Origin of the sequence: Planococcus massiliensis, from assembly GCF_000821325.1 — a bacterium.
In the GTDB taxonomy this organism is placed as follows: domain Bacteria; phylum Bacillota; class Bacilli; order Bacillales_A; family Planococcaceae; genus Planococcus; species Planococcus ruber.
The window spans coordinates 775,595-789,674 of the sequence record NZ_CCXS01000001.1 but is presented as its reverse complement, the minus strand read 5'-3'; the positions used below and the strand labels follow the sequence as shown (position 1 = coordinate 789,674).

Genomic DNA, 14,080 nt, shown 5'->3' with positions numbered 1-14,080 from the left:
TTAATCCTGCTTTTTCGCACGGCCGCCGTTTTTGAACACTTTCGCGCTTCGGATGTATTCGTTGTCCGGCACTCCGGCACGCGAGTTGACCACACGGGCCGCTGCAAATAGATAGTCGGATAGGCGGTTCAAATAGCGCTGAACGACTTGCGGGAATTCTTCCCCTGATTTCTTCAAAGTCACTGTCTGGCGCTCTGCACGGCGCGTAATCGTCCGCGCGATATGCAAAGTGGCTGCAGCCGGCGATCCGCCAGGCAGGATGAAACGTTCGAGCAGCGGCGGCTCTTCCATCAAATCGTCAATACGCGATTCCAGCACTTCCACCGGCTGTTCCGTCATTTTGTAATTCGGCTCTTTCCGCACATCTGCCAGATCGCCCCCGCAGTCGAATAATTCGTTTTGGATCGCTTCCAGGTCCGCCAGCAAATCTGCGTACTTTTCTGCATCCAACTCTGTCATCGCTTTGCCGATAAACGAATTGACTTCATCAATCGTTCCGTAAGCTTCAACGCGCGGTGCATCTTTATCCGCCCGCGCCCCGATTAAACCCGTCTGCCCTTTGTCGCCTGTTTTTGTGTAGATTTTCATCTTTCATCCCCGCCTTTTATGTTTTGTGGTATGCCGTACCAGATCCGTGTAATTTCAGTCGCTTCGGAAAATAAAAATTGATAAAGCCGTCCGAGCACGTCGCGCAATTCGCGTTCGATGGGGTCAATCGGGACGATTCCCCGGTTCATGTCGGTTAATATCCAAATCAGTTTGTAATTTTTATATTTAGCCAGCACTTGCTGAATTTCTCCAAGAATTTCACATTCAGAAATTCCGCTGGTCAATTGGGATTTGATGCGGTGTTCGATTCCAGCGACTACTATTGCCGCGGAAACCGCCGGACTTTTTGGAAGTTTACTCTCAACCCAATCCACTTCCTGGCCCGCTAACCGTTTTTTTACGTATTCACGTTTGCCATTAAAGGCACCGCCGAAAACGATGTGCATAAATCTCCCTCCTCCACGGCTTTCCGGGTTTTCCAAACCAATGTAATTCGATGCCCGTGCGATGCGGTTTGCTGCTGAATTGATTCGCCAGTCGCTCTGGCCAATAAATACCGGATTGGACCACCGTGAGTCAAAATGGTAAATTCATCTCCATCCGGCAATGCTTTTACAGCCCTTTCAATACGCGTCGCCAGCTGATGAAGGCTTTCTCCATTCGGCGGCGCGAAATGGAACGGATCATCAACCCAGTTTCGGTACAAACCGTTGCTCTCGAGTTCTGCATACGTTTTCTGCTCCCACTCCCCGAAATGACATTCGCGCCAATCTGGTGACGCATGATAAACCGCATTGGGAAAAAGACAGGCTGCCGTTTGCCGGCATCTTTTCAGATCACTTCCCCAAACGGCTATCTGCGACGCATCCGGTTCTGCCTTAAACGGCAGCACCGCTTCATCCGTCCAGCCGATATATTGTTTCGCCTGGTTCCCGGCAGTCGGTGCGTGGCGGATCAAATGAAGAATAAAAGAATTGCCCATAATAGCCATTCCACCCCTTCCAAATATGCACCAAACAAATCTCCAGTCACGCCTCCGAAATGGCGCTTGCACCAATTCCGGTAAAGCCCTATTGAAACAGCAAAGGCGATGAATTGCACAAAAGCCAGCTGCCAGCCGCACACGATAACCAGCACGACTAGTACAATTGCTATATAAATGAAGGAAACGGCGATCAAACTTTTTTTATTCGCTTTATTCTGAAAAAAGAAGGCGAGCCCATCCTTTTTGGCACTTCCAAGCGTACTGAATAGCAGCAAGAGGCCCGTTCGCGACAAAAAGGGAATGAATAAAACTGCTGTTAGCGAAACGTGATAAATAACTTCTGAAATAATAAGGATTTTTCCGATTACCGCAAACAGCAGCACCATCGTTCCGAAGGCACCGATTCGGGGATCGGCCATAATTTCAAGCCGTTTTTCCCGATGCTGATAAGAGAAATAGGCATCTCCTGCATCCGCCAGCCCGTCCAGATGCAAACCGCCTGTTAAAGCAGCAAAAAGAACCGTGATGAAGAATGCGGCAATTAATGAGCTGAGTTCTGTGAAATCCCTGAATACAAGCGCCATAACTGCCGCTGCACCGCCAAAGAACAGCCCGAGAAGGGGCAAAGCCATATACATTGCGGTGATGTCTTTTTTCTCCATCGGCAATTCCTTTTTCACTGGAATGGCTGAGAAAAATTGAAATGCTAATGCGATTCCATTCGCTAAATGCCGCATCCTGCCGTCACTTCCTTTTCTGGGCCATGCCGTTTTCCATTTCATACGCTTCGCCTGCCTGTGAAGCGATCCAGCAATGGATGCGCCCAAGCCAACGCTGATACGTTTCATCCCGGATGAAATCATCCAGCACTTCATTCGACACGATGACCAGCAGTTTTGTCCGGCTCTGCAGATTTTGGATCGTGTTCTGCAAAGCTGCCCATTTCGTTTCCATGCACCCCGGCTGGTCCGCACACGGAGCCCCGTTTTCCCAACCTTCATATAATTCATTGGCGAGCCAAGTCGTTGCACAGTCCCATAAGACCGCGTCGCCTCTCTCTATATACGGAAGCGCTTTTTCCAAGTGCAGCGGCTGTTCGATGGTGACCCAGCCTTGGCCGTCCCTGTCCTCCTGATGGCGGTTGATGCGCTTCACCATTTCGGGGTCATGGGCTTGCCCGCTCGCTAAATAAACTTTTCGACTTCCAGCCGATTCTCGAATTCTTCGTTCGGCCCAAGCACTTTTTCCGCTGCGGACTCCTCCGCTGACAAAGATCAATTGGCCATTAGCCATCTGTTGATCGCCTCCTGCAATTGATCCATTTGCGCGGGCGATTTCATGCCAATGCGGAACCATTTGCCGTCCATTCCGGAAAACGACTTAGTGTGGCGCAGCACAAGGCCTTGCTCCAGAAAATCCAGGAAAAAGCGGCAGGAATCTTTTCCTTCCGGCAGTTTGAAAGCTAGGAAATTCACGGCAGACGAGCTCACTTTGCAATGATGCTCTTCTAAAAATACGGTCATGCGTTCGCGTTCTTCATTCGCTGAAGCAATGACCCGCTCCCTGTAAATCCGTTCATTAAAGCATTCGGCTCCGACTTGAGCGGAAATGGCGTTGACGTTCCAGTGGGCCGCTCCTTGTTTTAGCGTCCGCATGATTTCCGGGCTGCCAATGGCATACCCGAGCCGCAGCCCGGCAATTGCGTACATTTTTGTCATCGATCGGACGATTATGGTTTGAGGGTAAGACGATTGGCGCGGAATAAATGAAAAAGCCTCCCCCGCAAAATCGATGAAGGCTTCATCGATCACCAATTCACAGCCTTCCTTTTTGCACGCCTCCGCAATAAACTCCATCTGCTGCTGTTCGATCAGCAGGCCGGTCGGATTATGCGGATTGCAAATATAAATAGCGGCACAGCCTTCAAGAGAAGATGCCAATAATTCCATATCAAGCTGCCAGCCGTTTTTCTCCGTCAATTGAACGGTTACGATTTGGGCTTCTTCCGCTTCCAGGGTTTTGCGGTATTCGGAAAAAGCCGGTTCAATGAGCACCACTTTCTTTTTTTGATACCGGCGGGCAAGCCATGTAAAAATTTCAGCTGCCCCATTCGCTGTCACTACTCGCTCCATTGGAACATCGTGGAAACGGGCAGCGGCACTCCGAAAAGGCTCCCCTTCCGGATCCGGATAGCGTTCGATCAATTCCAACAGCGAATGCCACGAATTCCGGATGAATTCCGGCGGTCCAAACGGATGGACATTTTCACTGAAATCCAAAATCCGTTCCGGATAGTCGATATTCAATTGCTGATAAAGCAGGTGCGGATTCGCTCCATGGTCAGGCAATTTCAAAAATCATCGCTCCTCCTGCAAATAAAATGTAAAACCAAAAGACAGCTAGATGCATATGCGCCACTGTTTCTTTAATATGATGGGCTTCCAATTTAAAAATTGGCGTCCCCATTCGTGCACGGACGGATTGAACCCCTTTGTAAGTATTGACGCCGCCTAGTTCAATGCCAAGCTGGATGGCAGTCGCAGCTTCCAGCCAGCCACTATTCGGACTTGGATGTTTCGGAGCATCGCGCAGCCATTCAGCAAAACGCTGACGTAAGGTAAGCCCTCTTTTATTTCGTGTAGACAGAAGAATAATCGCTCCCGTAATCCGGCTCGGGATAAAATTCAGCACATCGTCCAATTTGGCAGAAGCATAGCCGAATCGGCTAAACTGCTCGTTTTGATAACCGACCATCGAGTCGCAAGTATTGACCGCTTTATACAACCATAGCCCAGGTGCGCCCAGCAAAAATGCCCAAAACAAAGGAGCGGTAACACCGTCGCTTGTATTTTCAGATACGGTTTCGACGACGCCTCTTGTGATTTCGCTTTCGTTCAAGTGTTCCGTATCCCGACCGACAATCCAGGATAGCTTTTCGCGTGCTTTTGAAAAGTCCTTCCGCAAAAGCGGCTGATGCACTTCTTCTGCTGCGTCCTTCAAGCTTTTTTGTGCGAGTCCTACCGCGATCAATACAGCTTCAACAAAGAAGCCCACTATTCCGTGCACTTCATAAGCTAAGCTGACGATCAGATAAGCAATCGCAAAAGCACCGCCAGCCATTAAAGCGACTAGCAAGAAACCATTGCGAAACGCATGTGGCGCACGGTTCAACTTTCGAGTCAGCTTCATAATGAGCGATCCGATCCAGCGAACCGGATGCGGCCAATTCGGCGGATCGCCGATGGTCCGGTCGATTATGAGGCCAAGCGCAATCGCCGCGATATGCGCCATCATTGCGCTTTCGCCTGCCGATAGGATTCAAGTGCTTCTACAGTGCATTCAAAAACACCCGTACCAATCAATTTGCCCAGTTCTGTAATGGGTCCGGCATACGGCAAATATCCGCCTTGCTGCGTAGCGGATACGAGGCAGCTGTCTGTCGAAGTTCCAGTAGCAATCGTGCCTGTCAACGGATCTTTTACTCCTTCTTGATGAAGCGCTTTTGTTTTGGCTTCCGTCGCCGTAATCATCGCTTGGATAAACGCCTCGTCCGACAAATGGCCATTGACCATGATCCATGTATTGATCGTACCGACGCCAACTTCCCGTTCAACCGCTTTTGAGACATCGACGGCATTTCCTACCCCTGCGGTCACGGCAATGACGACGGACCCGAAATCTCCTTGATACTCTTTTACCACCGCATGTTCGGTTCGCACAGCCGTCATCATGCCGACGGTTTCTGTCGGCTTGAAGCCTTTATTTTCAATAAACCCGGTCATTTCCTGAACGCTGTCGTCGATATTGTAATTCATGTCCACATGGCGGTTGATAAAAGTACGGAACCAGCCTGAACCCGCATTGATGACCGCGGAAGAAACAGTTTTCAAAGGCATTTCACTTTGGTAGAGGACCATTTCAGGCGAAACCAGAAAATCCTCGGCTGCTATTTTCGCAGCGGCAGCTTTCCGCTCCACTCCAGGCAGCAAGGTAATCTGCGGTTTTGGGAGCTCGGGATGGGGATGGTTGCTGACGCGTGTATGGTAAACCGTTTCGATATCCTGCGCTCTTACAACTTCGTGCGGCTCGCCCATGCGGACAATTCGCCCTTGGTCCAAGAGCAAAAGCTGATCGCAATACATGGAAGCGATATTGATGTCATGAAAAATCGACACGACGGTCAAGTTTTTTTCGATCGCCTGTTTTTTTATGGTATCCAGCAATTCTTTCTGGTGATTGATGTCCAAATGATTGGTTGGTTCGTCCAACAAAAGAATGCGGGCGTTTTGGGCTAGAGCTTGCGCCACGAAAACCCGCTGCTGTTCTCCGCCTGACAGCTGATCAATTTGCGTCTTTTCATACTGGCTGATGTTCATCAAACGCATCGCTTCCTGCACTTCATTTTCATCTTCCTTTGACCAGGAAGAAAACCAGCCGCTTTGATGCGGGTAGCGGCCAAGCGCAATCGTTTCGCGGACCGTATGGGCAAACGCATGGGCGTGAAGCTGCGGCAGCACTGCCATTTCTCTCGCCAGTTCTTTCGCTTGAAATGCCCCTATTTCTTTGCCACCGATTTCGACCGTGCCGGAAGATGCCGGCAATACGCCGCTGATCAATTTCATTAAGGTCGATTTGCCGCTGCCGTTCGGACCTAAAATGCCGAGCATGGTTCCTTTCGCTACGGAAAAAGAGACGTTCTGGACAATATTCCGGTCCCCATATCCGCCGCTTAAGTTGTTTATTTTCAACATATTATGCCACTCCTTTGCGTTGGCGGAAAAAGATAAAAGCAAAAACGGGCGCGCCGATAAAGGCGGTGATCACGCCGATCGGGAGTTCCGTCGGCGAAATGATCGTACGGGACACGAGATCGCAGACGATCAGCAATGCCGCTCCGTTGATAAAGGAGAGCGGCAGTACATGGCGATGGTCTGAACCCCATAGCAAGCGGACCATATGCGGAACCACGAGTCCGACAAATCCAATCGTTCCGGAAACGGCTACGGCGGCACCGGTCAAAACGGACCCACTGACCAAAATCATCATTTTGCTTCTTTTGATATTGACGCCAAGATGCTGCGCCCGTTCTTCGCCGAAAAGCATCGCGTTTAATTCCCTGCGGTTCAGCCACAATAGAAACGAGCCGATGAGGAGGAATGGCAACGCCATTTGCACGTAAGGCCAGCCGCGCATGGAAACGGAACCGAGCAGCCAGCCGATAATCTGGCGCAGCTCTTCGCCTGTCAACGCGATCATCAACGAAATGACCGAGCCGAGAAAAGAGCTGAAAATAATCCCCGTCAAAATCACCGTTTCCATCTTCATCGATCGGTCCACTAATTTGGCAAAAGCCATAACCATCAGCATGGTGGCCAGTGCGCCCGCCATGCTGAGAACCGGTAACGTGAAAATTCCTAAAAAAGGGATGGTAATGCCGAAAAAGAGCGTCGTCACGGCACCTACTGAGGCACCGGAAGACACTCCTAACGTATAAGGATCGGCCAATGGATTTTTCAGCAGCCCTTGAAAAGCTGCCCCGGCAATAGCAAGCGCCGCTCCGACAAGGCCCGCCAGAACCACACGCGGCATCCGGATGTTCCACAGGATATTCGCTGCGGTTTCATCCGATGATGGATTCCACAGCACTTGCGGTGAAATTGTCACCGTCCCTACCGTTACACCCAGCACCACAGCCCCCGCCAATAAAAGGAAAGAGAGTGTGTAGGCGAACAGATTTTTATTCACCGTAGACCTCTGGATATACTGCCCGTGCAAGCTCCAGCAATCCTTCAGTCACGCGCGGGCCTTGGCGCGTCAATTTATCTGAGTCGAGGTTATAAACCGCCTCGTCCTGTACTGCTGTGATTTCAGCAAAACCATTGCGGTCCATAATAAGCTCGACTGCATTTGGCACGTATGCGCCTTCAGTAGTGACAATGACATCCGGATTGCTGTTGACGATCGCTTCCGGATCTATGCTGACCCAGCCTTCCTGATCGCCGGCGATGTTTTCAGCATTGATCGTTGACAGCATTTCGTCTATGAACGTGCCCGTTCCGGTCGTATAGATTTCCGGCGTACTTCCCACTTCGATAAACACTTTTTTCGGTTCTTTTACTTCTGCAGCCATTTCTTCGATTTCGTCCAATTGCGCTTCCATCTCTGAAATTTTTGCATCCGCTTCTTCCATTGTGCCTGTCGCTTGGCCGATGATGGTCATCGTTTCAAAAACTTCATCGAAAGTGGTAGCTTCTTCAACTACAAATACATCTAGGCCAGCATCTCGAAGCTGCTGCAGCCCCGCGTCTCCGATTCCTAAATTCGATTCATGCGCTAATACGATATCGGGCTGCAGGCTGATGATTTTTTCCACATTGAATTCCTGTCCGCCAATCTTCTCAACGCTTGCCGCTTCTTCCGGATAATTATCAAAATCGGAAACCCCGACCATTTTTTCACTCAATCCCAGTTCATAAGCGATTTCCGTATTAGAAGGCACCATCGAGACAATCGCATCCGGCTCTTCTTCAATCACCACTTCTTCACCTACAGCATCCGTTAAAGTTACCGGGAATTCGACTTCCGCCACCTCTTTGGGCGGTTCTGCCGGTGTTTCAATGTCCTGATCTTCTACCGGTGCCGCTTCTTCACCACAGCCTGCCAGCAGCAAAGCCGCCATACCCGCACTCATTCCAAACTTCCAAACTTTTTTCATTGCTGTATCCCCTTTTCTCTTGGTGTTCTGTTTTAATGTATTAAAAAATAAAAAAGTCCTTCCGCATAGGACTGCGGAAGGACGAAGGGACGGCATAAAGAAAACTATGCATCCAGCCGGTCCTCGCAGGCTAATGGGGCGTTTCATAAAGGCAGGTCTCCTGGCTCGTGCTCAACGCTTTCTGTGCCTTCCCGGAAATTTGTTCCAGTGGCCTCAACAGATTGCTCACACTTACAGTGGCGGGACCGCGCCAGATTCGAACCGGCTTCCCTTTTAACTCATGCTGTTACACATAAGCACCTTTATGATTTCAACTATTCAATTGATTTAGTTTCATTATACCCATTCATTTGAAAAACAGAAAGTTTACATTTTATCCGGTGCTGAAACGCCGATCACGTTTAACGCATTCGCAATCGTCGTCCGAACCGCTGTAATTAATGCTAGGCGTGCACGCGTCAAATCTTCATTCGACGCGTCAAATACTTTATTGGCATTATAGAAGCTATGGAAGTTCGAAGCAAGTTCTTGGATGTACGTAGTAATGCGGTGCGGTGCACGCAGCTTCGCAGCATCGGCAACCACTTTCGGGAAATCACCGATTTTCTTCAGGACATCCACTTCTTTTTCTGAAGATAATAAGTCCAAATGGTCAGTTGAAGCAGTAAATCCTTGCTCTTCTGCCTGGCGCACAATCGAACAGATGCGGGCATGCGCATACTGCGAATAGTAAACCGGATTTTCGTTGGACTGGGAAACGGCCAAATCCAAATCGAAGTCCATATGCGAATCGCCTGAGCGCATCGCGAAGAAGTAACGGACTGCGTCTAAGCCGACCAGCTCAACCAATTCACGCATGGTTACCGCTTTGCCGGTACGTTTGCTCATCTTCATCTTCTCGCCGTCTTTGTAAAGCTGGACCATCTGCACGATGTTCACTTCCAACGTGTCGCGGTCGTAGCCAAGCGCTTCGATTGCCGCTTTCATACGCGGAATATAGCCATGGTGGTCAGCGCCCCAAATATTGATCAATTTATCGAATCCACGCTGCAATTTATCTTCATGGTAAGCGATATCCGGAGTCAAATATGTGTAAGATCCGTCGTTCTTGATCAATACGCGGTCTTTATCGTCGCCGAATGCTGTGGAGCGGAACCATGTAGCGCCGTCTTCTTCATAGACATGCCCATTTTCACGGAGTTTTGCCAACGCTTTATCGATTTTTCCGTTTTCATAAAGGGATGATTCCGGATACCACACATCGAATTCCACGCGGAAATCCGCAAGGTCTTTCTGAAGCTTCGCCAATTCCACTTTCAAGCCGTGTTTGCGGAAAGCTTCAAAACGCTCTTCGTGCGTCATCGCAACAAATTTATCGCCGTGTTCTTTTACCAGGTCTTCTGCGATATCTTTAATGTCTTGTCCGCGGTAGCCGTCTTCCGGCATGCTGTCGCCTTGGCCAAGCGCTTCAAAATAACGGGCTTCGATCGAAAGCGCCAATTTGTTGATCTGGTTTCCGGCATCGTTGATGTAGTATTCGCGTGAAACGTCATAGCCTGCAAGGTCAAGCACATTGCAAAGCGAGTCGCCGACAGAGGATCCGCGGGCATGTCCTAGGTGCAAGTCGCCGGTTGGATTCGCTGAAACGAACTCGACCTGGATGCGTTCGCCTGCGCCTGAATTGGTGCGGCCGTACTCTTCCTTCTGCTCCAATACGGTTTTGACGACATCCAGCAAATAATCTTTTTTGATGGTGATATTGATAAAGCCCGGGCCTGCAATTTCCACTTTTTCAATATTCGCCGATTCTTTATCCATGTTTTCCACAATCGCTTCCGCAATCGCACGCGGCGCTTTTTTCGCGATGCGCGTCAATTGCATCGCAACATTCGTGGCATAATCGCCATTCGCTTTGTCCTTTGGCGACTCCAAATGGATATCCATTGGTTCGGTTGTTAACTCGGCTTTTTGGACCGCTTCGCTAATAGCCGTTTTGATGGCTTGTTGCACTTTTTCTACTGCATTCATGATTTACCCTCCATAAATTGTATTTCCATTTCGTATTCCCCAACATGGGACGAGCCCATCGCCAGATCGTATCGAACTTTGAAACGCGTATCGGTTGCCGACAATTCGTGCGCTTTGGTCGTCAGCATGAAAGACCCCTGTTCATTCGTTAAATTTCCCGTTTGCTCTTTATGTAATAAAAACGGCAGCCGCATCTGCAAGCCTCCGCTTCTCATAATTACTGCTTCATCTTCGCTGATTTTCACGGTCGTCCGGATGCTGAGCTCCTCAAGCTGCTCCTCATACTGCAAATAAAGCCGGTTGTTTTTAACCGTCTTTGTGCCTTCCGACCACATTTCCAACACTTGCTCTTCAACATCCGGTTGGCGGATTTTCGTTGTCAGTTTGATTTGTACGGATTTTTTCAAAACGCTTCCGCCTTCCTGTCGATTGATAACCTTTATATTATAGCCTGTATTGCACCCGTTTTTCAATTAAGTTTGGGAGAGTCGCCGCCTTTGCAATAAAAAAAGCGCACAGCCAGGCTGTGCGCCACTCGAATCCACTTTACCGCGTATACGTTTTGACGAAAGAAGGCCGCGGAAAAACATTCGGACGTTTGTCGATACCATCTGACGTGCCGCGTTTCGCATGCGCGTGGCTATATGCCTGCGACTGCTGCCAGTTTGTAAACGATTCTTCGTCTTTCCATAACGTCAAAATGATGTATGTGTCGGAGTTTAATGGGCGCAGCACCCGGATCGCCGCGAAGCCCGGCTCTTCTTCCACTTTGCCGGCACGGTTTTGAAAACGTTCTTCAAACAATTCGCGCCCTTCTTCAGATACCGGGATGTTGTTGAAGACTGCATAAAATCCGTCATTGATATCGCCGACTGCGTTCAAGATCTGAAATGCTTCAAATCCTTGCGGCGCTGTGCCCGCCTCTGCTTCAAACAACACCGTCGACTCTTCGCCGTCCACCAAATAAATCAGCCGGGAATTCGGCGAGGATGCAAGGATCGATATTCCCTGATCGCGCGGTCCGGTCCATTTGTATAATTCCATCGTCAGCACCTCTTTCACTATTTTCTCTTTCATCTTACCGTTTCTTTTTGAAAGATTCTATTTTGATGGTCTTATAAGCGGGTTCGAGCGTTCTATAATCACTTTTCTGGATTCTATGATCATTTAGCCCAAGTCTGCGTTCCACCGCTCCAAAATTTGCCGAAATAAAAAACGGCCTAGAAATTTCCAGGCCGTTTCCGCTTTTCTTGTTGTCCAGCTGCAAGAGCCAGCTTCTCGGCCATAAGCTGGCCCACTGCGGCGGCAACAGCCTCCTCTTGGTCCATCTTATGACTGCCGAAGCTAACCGGCTCTTTCCGCTTTTCTTATTGTCCAGTCTCCGGCAGCTAGCCGCTCGAGGTCGCTTCAGCCTTATCCGCAATGGCAAAAACCGCCATTACTGCTAAGGCTTCCAGCGCTTGTCGCGGCTGACGAGCTGCCTACGCTTTTCTTGTTGTCCAGACTCCAACGGCCAGCCCCTCGGGTCATAAGCCAAATCAGCTGTGCGGCAAAGAACGCCGCTTCGCTGATTCGTCTTATGCCTTTCGGGGCTAACGGGCCGTTTCCGCTTTTCTTATTGTCCAGCTCCAACGGCCAGCCGCTCGAGGTCTTAAGCCGTCTCGCCTGTGCGGCAAAAAGCGCCGCTTCGGCAATCCGCCTTAAGCTTTTCGCGGCTACACGGCCGTTTCCGTTTTTCGTTATTTCACCCAACCCAAAATCATTTCGCGCAGCAGTTTGCTCGCGGTGTTGGCTGTTTGATCGGAGTGGTCGTAAACCGGAGACACTTCCACCAAATCGAAGCCGACGACATTGACGCCGGAAGCGGCGATGGCGTGGATCGATGCGAGCAGTTCGCGGGAAGTGATGCCGCCTGCGTCAACGGTTCCTGTTCCCGGTGCATGCGCCGGGTCCAGGACGTCGATGTCAATTGTCACATAAACTGGGCGTCCGGAAAGTGTCGGCAACACTTCTTTTAACGGTTCCAATACTTCGAACATGGAAATGTGCATGCCGTTTTCTTTTGCCCACTGGAATTCTTCTTTCATGCCTGACCGGATGCCGAACGAATAAACGTTTTTCGGTCCGATATGATCTGCAATTTTGCGGATCGGCGTCGAATGCGAATATTCTTCGCCTTCGTAGTTTTCGCGAAGATCGGTGTGCGCATCAAAATGAATGATCGCTAAATCATCGTATTTGCTCGCCACTGCCTTCATCACCGGAAGCGATACTAGATGTTCGCCGCCCATGCCGATTGGGATTTTATTGTCTGCCAATAAGGTATGGATGTACGTTTCGATTTCCAGCAGCGATTTTTCCGGGTTGCCGAATGGCAAAGGAATATCGCCGGCATCGAAAAATTTCACGTCGCCAAGTTCACGGTCCAGGTAAGGGCTATACTCTTCCAGGCCGATCGACACTTCACGGATTTTGTTCGGGCCGAAGCGGGAGCCGGGACGGTAGCTGACGGTCCAGTCCATCGGCATTCCGTAAAGGACCGCTTTCGATTCTTCATAATTCGGATGGCTTTTGATAAATACTTTTCCAGAATACGTCTCGTCGAAGCGCATCTTATTCGCCTGCCATATCTTTCACGAATTTCGGCAAGACGAATGCCGCATTATGCAATTCTTTCGTGTAATACTTAGTTTCGATGTCATGGAAGCGTTCAGCTGGAACAGCTGTCGGATCGTATTTCTTCGAACCGATTGTAAACGCCCAAAGGCCTGATGGGTACGTCGGGATGTTCGCCAAGTATAATTTCGTGATCGGGAAAATTTCCTTCACGTCTTTTTGGACTTGCGTGATCAACTCCGCTTTAAACCAAGGGTTGTCCGATTGCGCAACGAAAATGCCGTCCTCTTTCAACGCGCGTGAAATGCCAGCGTAAAAGCCTTTTGTGAATAAATTCACAGCTGGGCCGACCGGCTCCGTCGAATCCACCATGATCACATCGTATTTATTTTCAGATTCTGCAATATGCATGAAGCCGTCGCCAACGATGACGTCTACACGTGAATCTTCAAGGCCTGACGCAATAGATGGCAGGAATTTTTTCGAGTACTCGATCACTTTGCCGTCGATGTCGACAAGCGTCGCTTTTTTAACAGAAGGGTGTTTCAGCACTTCACGGATCACGCCGCCGTCTCCGCCGCCTACAACCAACACGTTCTCCGGGTTCGGGTGCGTGAACAATGGAACATGTGCCACCATTTCATGGTAGACGAATTCATCTTTTTCAGAAGTCATGACCATGCCGTCGAGGAAAAGCATATTTCCCCATTCCGCCGTCTCAGCCATCTCTAAATATTGGAAATCCGTTTGCTCCGTGTGAAGCGTCTTGTTGATTTTCATTGTAATACCGAAATTCTCGGTCTGTTTTTCTGTATACCAGAATCCTGCCATTTATAATCAAACCCCTTTAACTTTCAGATTAAAATCTACTTAAAAAAGTATAAATCTTTTCAACGAAAGTGCAATCATTATTTGCACACTCTTCTTTACCCGAAATCCATCCAATTATTCCCAAAATAAAAAGGTTTTCTGTGCAGAGAACCTTTCCCTGTACAGAAAACCTTTTTATGCCTGACAGCGCGAAGAAAGAGACATGAGGCATTGGGCTTGGGTTTTCTCGCAATGGCTCACGTCACTTGTCCGCAATCAGGTGTCCTAGCTTTCTATTTAAAAGCTGTAGTTATAGTGTACTGCCTTTTTTAAACAACTTCAACTGCCTGTTGGAAGCAATTGCAAATGTCACAAAT

General features: G+C 49.3%; 16 protein-coding genes and 1 riboswitch. All 16 genes read right to left on the bottom strand.

Features of this window, described 5'->3' with window-relative positions; all coding sequences use genetic code 11:
* The 16 genes from BN1080_RS04000 to speE all read right to left on the bottom strand — a co-directional run bounded on the left by BN1080_RS04000 (position 1) and on the right by speE (position 13,724).
* Positions 1-588 carry a cob(I)yrinic acid a,c-diamide adenosyltransferase gene (locus tag BN1080_RS04000; RefSeq protein WP_052650657.1) on the bottom strand — a complete coding sequence of 196 codons (588 nt, stop codon included), beginning with the start codon at positions 586-588 and terminating at the stop codon, positions 1-3.
* Positions 585-995, bottom strand: a complete 411-nt coding sequence (locus tag BN1080_RS03995) for a bifunctional adenosylcobinamide kinase/adenosylcobinamide-phosphate guanylyltransferase (protein ID WP_234398926.1) — start codon at positions 993-995, stop codon at positions 585-587. Before BN1080_RS03995 ends, BN1080_RS04000 begins: the two co-directional genes overlap by 4 nt.
* The gene (locus BN1080_RS03990; RefSeq protein ID WP_234398925.1) at positions 947-1,540 is read right to left on the bottom strand and encodes a histidine phosphatase family protein; all 594 of its coding nucleotides are present in this window, start codon (positions 1,538-1,540) and stop codon (positions 947-949) included. The genes BN1080_RS03995 and BN1080_RS03990 overlap by 49 nt, the downstream gene beginning before the upstream one ends.
* Positions 1,504-2,316: an adenosylcobinamide-GDP ribazoletransferase gene (cobS, locus tag BN1080_RS03985; protein ID WP_234398924.1), complete on the bottom strand. Its 813-nt coding sequence runs from the start codon at positions 2,314-2,316 to the stop codon at positions 1,504-1,506. Before cobS ends, BN1080_RS03990 begins: the two co-directional genes overlap by 37 nt.
* A complete protein-coding gene (locus BN1080_RS03980) occupies positions 2,279-2,827 on the bottom strand; it encodes a bifunctional adenosylcobinamide kinase/adenosylcobinamide-phosphate guanylyltransferase (protein ID WP_052650654.1) in 549 nt (182 codons plus the stop codon). Before BN1080_RS03980 ends, cobS begins: the two co-directional genes overlap by 38 nt.
* Positions 2,809-3,888, bottom strand: coding sequence for a threonine-phosphate decarboxylase CobD (gene cobD / locus BN1080_RS03975; protein ID WP_052650653.1), 1,080 nt, complete (start codon positions 3,886-3,888; stop codon positions 2,809-2,811). The genes BN1080_RS03980 and cobD overlap by 19 nt, the downstream gene beginning before the upstream one ends.
* On the bottom strand, positions 3,875-4,828 hold the full coding sequence (gene cbiB, locus BN1080_RS03970; RefSeq protein ID WP_052650652.1) for an adenosylcobinamide-phosphate synthase CbiB: 954 nt from the start codon (positions 4,826-4,828) through the stop codon (positions 3,875-3,877). The genes cobD and cbiB overlap by 14 nt, the downstream gene beginning before the upstream one ends.
* Positions 4,825-6,285, bottom strand: coding sequence for an adenosylcobinamide amidohydrolase (locus BN1080_RS03965; protein ID WP_052650651.1), 1,461 nt, complete (start codon positions 6,283-6,285; stop codon positions 4,825-4,827). The genes cbiB and BN1080_RS03965 overlap by 4 nt, the downstream gene beginning before the upstream one ends.
* 1 nt (position 6,286) lies before the next feature.
* A complete protein-coding gene (locus tag BN1080_RS03960; protein WP_052650650.1) occupies positions 6,287-7,279 on the bottom strand; it encodes a FecCD family ABC transporter permease in 993 nt (330 codons plus the stop codon).
* Positions 7,272-8,249 carry an ABC transporter substrate-binding protein gene (locus BN1080_RS03955; RefSeq protein ID WP_052650649.1) on the bottom strand — a complete coding sequence of 326 codons (978 nt, stop codon included), beginning with the start codon at positions 8,247-8,249 and terminating at the stop codon, positions 7,272-7,274. The genes BN1080_RS03960 and BN1080_RS03955 overlap by 8 nt, the downstream gene beginning before the upstream one ends.
* 133 nt (positions 8,250-8,382) lie before the next feature.
* Positions 8,383-8,568: riboswitch (cobalamin riboswitch) on the bottom strand.
* 47 nt (positions 8,569-8,615) lie between these two features.
* On the bottom strand, positions 8,616-10,277 hold the full coding sequence (gene argS / locus BN1080_RS03950) for an arginine--tRNA ligase (RefSeq protein ID WP_052650648.1): 1,662 nt from the start codon (positions 10,275-10,277) through the stop codon (positions 8,616-8,618).
* Positions 10,274-10,684 carry a YwiB family protein gene (locus tag BN1080_RS03945; protein ID WP_052650647.1) on the bottom strand — a complete coding sequence of 137 codons (411 nt, stop codon included), beginning with the start codon at positions 10,682-10,684 and terminating at the stop codon, positions 10,274-10,276. The genes argS and BN1080_RS03945 overlap by 4 nt, the downstream gene beginning before the upstream one ends.
* A 139-nt stretch (positions 10,685-10,823) precedes the next feature.
* Positions 10,824-11,321: an antibiotic biosynthesis monooxygenase family protein gene (locus BN1080_RS03940; protein WP_052654385.1), complete on the bottom strand. Its 498-nt coding sequence runs from the start codon at positions 11,319-11,321 to the stop codon at positions 10,824-10,826.
* A gap of 369 nt (positions 11,322-11,690) precedes the next feature.
* Positions 11,691-12,029 (bottom strand): hypothetical protein, encoded by a 339-nt coding sequence (locus BN1080_RS03930; protein ID WP_052650645.1) that lies wholly within the window; start codon positions 12,027-12,029, stop codon positions 11,691-11,693.
* Positions 12,017-12,889 carry an agmatinase gene (gene speB / locus BN1080_RS03925; protein WP_052650644.1) on the bottom strand — a complete coding sequence of 291 codons (873 nt, stop codon included), beginning with the start codon at positions 12,887-12,889 and terminating at the stop codon, positions 12,017-12,019. The genes BN1080_RS03930 and speB overlap by 13 nt, the downstream gene beginning before the upstream one ends.
* Before the next feature lies 1 nt (position 12,890).
* A complete protein-coding gene (speE, locus tag BN1080_RS03920) occupies positions 12,891-13,724 on the bottom strand; it encodes a spermidine synthase (protein ID WP_052650643.1) in 834 nt (277 codons plus the stop codon).
* Positions 13,725-14,080: the final 356 nt, after the last annotated feature.

Bases quoted from the DNA above. Each gene is read 5' to 3' on its own strand.
- BN1080_RS04000 (WP_052650657.1), bottom strand. From the start codon at position 588: ATGAAAATCTACACAAAAACAGGCGACAAAGGGCAGACGGGTTTAATC.
- BN1080_RS03995 (WP_234398926.1), bottom strand. From the start codon at position 995: ATGCACATCGTTTTCGGCGGTGCCTTTAATGGCAAACGTGAATACGTA.
- BN1080_RS03990 (WP_234398925.1), bottom strand. From the start codon at position 1,540: ATGGCTATTATGGGCAATTCTTTTATTCTTCATTTGATCCGCCACGCA.
- cobS (WP_234398924.1), bottom strand. From the start codon at position 2,316: ATGAAATGGAAAACGGCATGGCCCAGAAAAGGAAGTGACGGCAGGATG.
- BN1080_RS03980 (WP_052650654.1), bottom strand. From the start codon at position 2,827: ATGGCTAATGGCCAATTGATCTTTGTCAGCGGAGGAGTCCGCAGCGGA.
- cbiB (WP_052650652.1), bottom strand. From the start codon at position 4,828: ATGATGGCGCATATCGCGGCGATTGCGCTTGGCCTCATAATCGACCGG.
- BN1080_RS03965 (WP_052650651.1), bottom strand. From the start codon at position 6,285: ATGTTGAAAATAAACAACTTAAGCGGCGGATATGGGGACCGGAATATT.
- BN1080_RS03955 (WP_052650649.1), bottom strand. From the start codon at position 8,249: ATGAAAAAAGTTTGGAAGTTTGGAATGAGTGCGGGTATGGCGGCTTTG.
- argS (WP_052650648.1), bottom strand. From the start codon at position 10,277: ATGAATGCAGTAGAAAAAGTGCAACAAGCCATCAAAACGGCTATTAGC.
- BN1080_RS03940 (WP_052654385.1), bottom strand. From the start codon at position 11,321: ATGGAATTATACAAATGGACCGGACCGCGCGATCAGGGAATATCGATC.
- speB (WP_052650644.1), bottom strand. From the start codon at position 12,889: ATGCGCTTCGACGAGACGTATTCTGGAAAAGTATTTATCAAAAGCCAT.
- speE (WP_052650643.1), bottom strand. From the start codon at position 13,724: ATGGCAGGATTCTGGTATACAGAAAAACAGACCGAGAATTTCGGTATT.